The following is a 2500-nucleotide window of genomic DNA, read 5'->3' on the forward strand; positions in this document are numbered from 1 at the left end:
GTTGATCATGAAGTTAGCGTCACGACACGCCGTCACCGACGCCGCCAACCTCATGATCAACCAGGGCTGAGGGGTGGGGGTAGGGGGGAATGCAGTTAGGGCCACCCCTGACAGGGGTGGCCCTAACTGAAAGATTGTCCGGCGGTGTCCTACTCTCCCACACCCTCACGAGTGCAGTACCATCGGCGCTGGAGGGCTTAGCTTCCGGGTTCGGAATGTAACCGGGCGTTTCCCCTCCGCCATGACCGCCGTAACTCTATGAACATATCAACCAAACCCCGGCACGTTCACGGGTGGTGTTTGTTCAGAGTTGCACAGTGGACGCGTAGCAGCTTAGTAGTCAAGTCCTCGGCCTATTAGTACCGGTCAACTGAACCCGTTACCGGGCTTACATTTCCGGCCTATCAACCCAGTCGTCTAGCTGGGGGCCTTACCCCACAAAGTGGGTGGGATACCTCATCTTGAAGCAGGCTTCCCGCTTAGATGCTTTCAGCGGTTATCCCTTCCGAACGTAGCTAACCAGCCGTGCCCCTGGCGGGACAACTGGCACACCAGAGGTTCGTCCGTCCCGGTCCTCTCGTACTAGGGACAGCCCTTCTCAAGTATCCTACGCGCACGGCGGATAGGGACCGAACTGTCTCACGACGTTCTAAACCCAGCTCGCGTACCGCTTTAATGGGCGAACAGCCCAACCCTTGGGACCTGCTACAGCCCCAGGATGCGACGAGCCGACATCGAGGTGCCAAACCATCCCGTCGATATGGACTCTTGGGGAAGATCAGCCTGTTATCCCCGGGGTACCTTTTATCCGTTGAGCGACACCGCTTCCACTCGCAAGTGCCGGATCACTAGTCCCGACTTTCGTCCCTGCTCGACCTGTCAGTCTCACAGTCAAGCTCCCTTGTGTACTTGCACTCAACACCTGATTGCCAACCAGGCTGAGGGAACCTTTGGGCGCCTCCGTTACCCTTTAGGAGGCAACCGCCCCAGTTAAACTACCCACCAGACACTGTCCCTGAACCGGATAACGGTCCGAAGTTAGATACCCAAATCAACCAGAGTGGTATTTCAAGATTGCCTCCACCCATACTGGCGTATGGACTTCACCGGCTCCCACCTATCCTACACAAGCTAACTCAAGTACCAATGTCAAGCTATAGTAAAGGTCCCGGGGTCTTTCCGTCCTGCCGCGCGTAACGAGCATCTTTACTCGTACTGCAATTTCGCCGGGCCTGTGGTTGAGACAGTGGGGAAGTCGTTACGCCATTCGTGCAGGTCGGAACTTACCCGACAAGGAATTTCGCTACCTTAGGATGGTTATAGTTACCACCGCCGTTTACTGGCGCTTAAGTTCTCCGCTTCGCCCCCGAAAGAGCTAACAGGTCCCCTTAACGTTCCAGCACCGGGCAGGCGTCAGTCCATATACATCGAATTACTTCTTCGCATGGACCTGTGTTTTTAGTAAACAGTCGCTTCCCCCTGCTCTCTGCGGCCATACAACGCTCCACCCGCGCGGGGCTTCACGTCTCCGGCCCCCCTTCTCCCTAAGTTACGGGGGCAATTTGCCGAGTTCCTTAACCACAGTTCGCCCGATCGCCTCGGTATTCTCTACCTGACCACCTGTGTCGGTTTGGGGTACGGGCCGCTAAGAACTCGCTAGAGGCTTTTCTCGGCAGCATAGGATCACTGACTTCACCTGAATCGGCTCGGCATCACGTCTCAGCCTTCATGCGCCACGGATTTGCCTATGGCACGGCCTACACGCTTACCCCGGCACAACCACCGGCCGGGCTCAGCTACCTTCCTGCGTCACCCCATCGCTTGACTACTACCCGCCAGGTTCCCACGCTCCCCACCCGCAGTCCGAAGACATAGGATGGATTGGGTGGTTAGCACAACGAGGTTCATCAGGGACGCTCTTTCGCGGGTACGGGAATATCAACCCGTTGTCCATCGACTACGCCTCTCGGCCTCGCCTTAGGTCCCGACTCACCCAGGGCGGATTAGCCTGGCCCTGGAACCCTTGGTCATCCGGCGGAAGGGTTTCTCACCCTTCTTTCGCTACTCATGCCTGCATTCTCACTCGTGCCGCGTCCACAACTGGGTCACCCCGCTGCTTCACCCCCGGCACGACGCTCCCCTACCCATCCACACACCTGCACAACACATCAAGGCGTTGCGTGGTTAAAATGTGAATGCCACAGCTTCGGCGGTGTGCTTGAGCCCCGCTACATTGTCGGCGCGGAACCACTTGACCAGTGAGCTATTACGCACTCTTTAAAGGGTGGCTGCTTCTAAGCCAACCTCCTGGTTGTCTATGCGACCCCACATCCTTTTCCACTTAGCACACGCTTAGGGGCCTTAGCTGGTGATCTGGGCTGTTTCCCTCTCGACTACGAAGCTTATCCCCCGCAGTCTCACTGCCGCGCTCTCACTTACCGGCATTCGGAGTTTGGCTGATTTCGGTAAGCTTGTGGGCCCCCTAGACCATCCAGTGCTC

At 57.2% G+C, this 2500-nt stretch carries 2 rRNA genes (1 of these 2 cut by a window edge); both read right to left on the reverse strand.

What is annotated here, in order from left to right:
- Positions 1-136 precede the first annotated feature (136 nt).
- Positions 137-253 (reverse strand): 5S ribosomal RNA (gene rrf, locus ACTFTM_RS00005).
- 83 nt (positions 254-336) lie between these two features.
- Positions 337-2500: ribosomal RNA gene (locus ACTFTM_RS00010) — 23S ribosomal RNA — on the reverse strand (it continues 947 nt past the right edge of the window).

The sequence above is a fragment of the Micromonospora sp. RB23 genome (assembly GCF_053585025.1).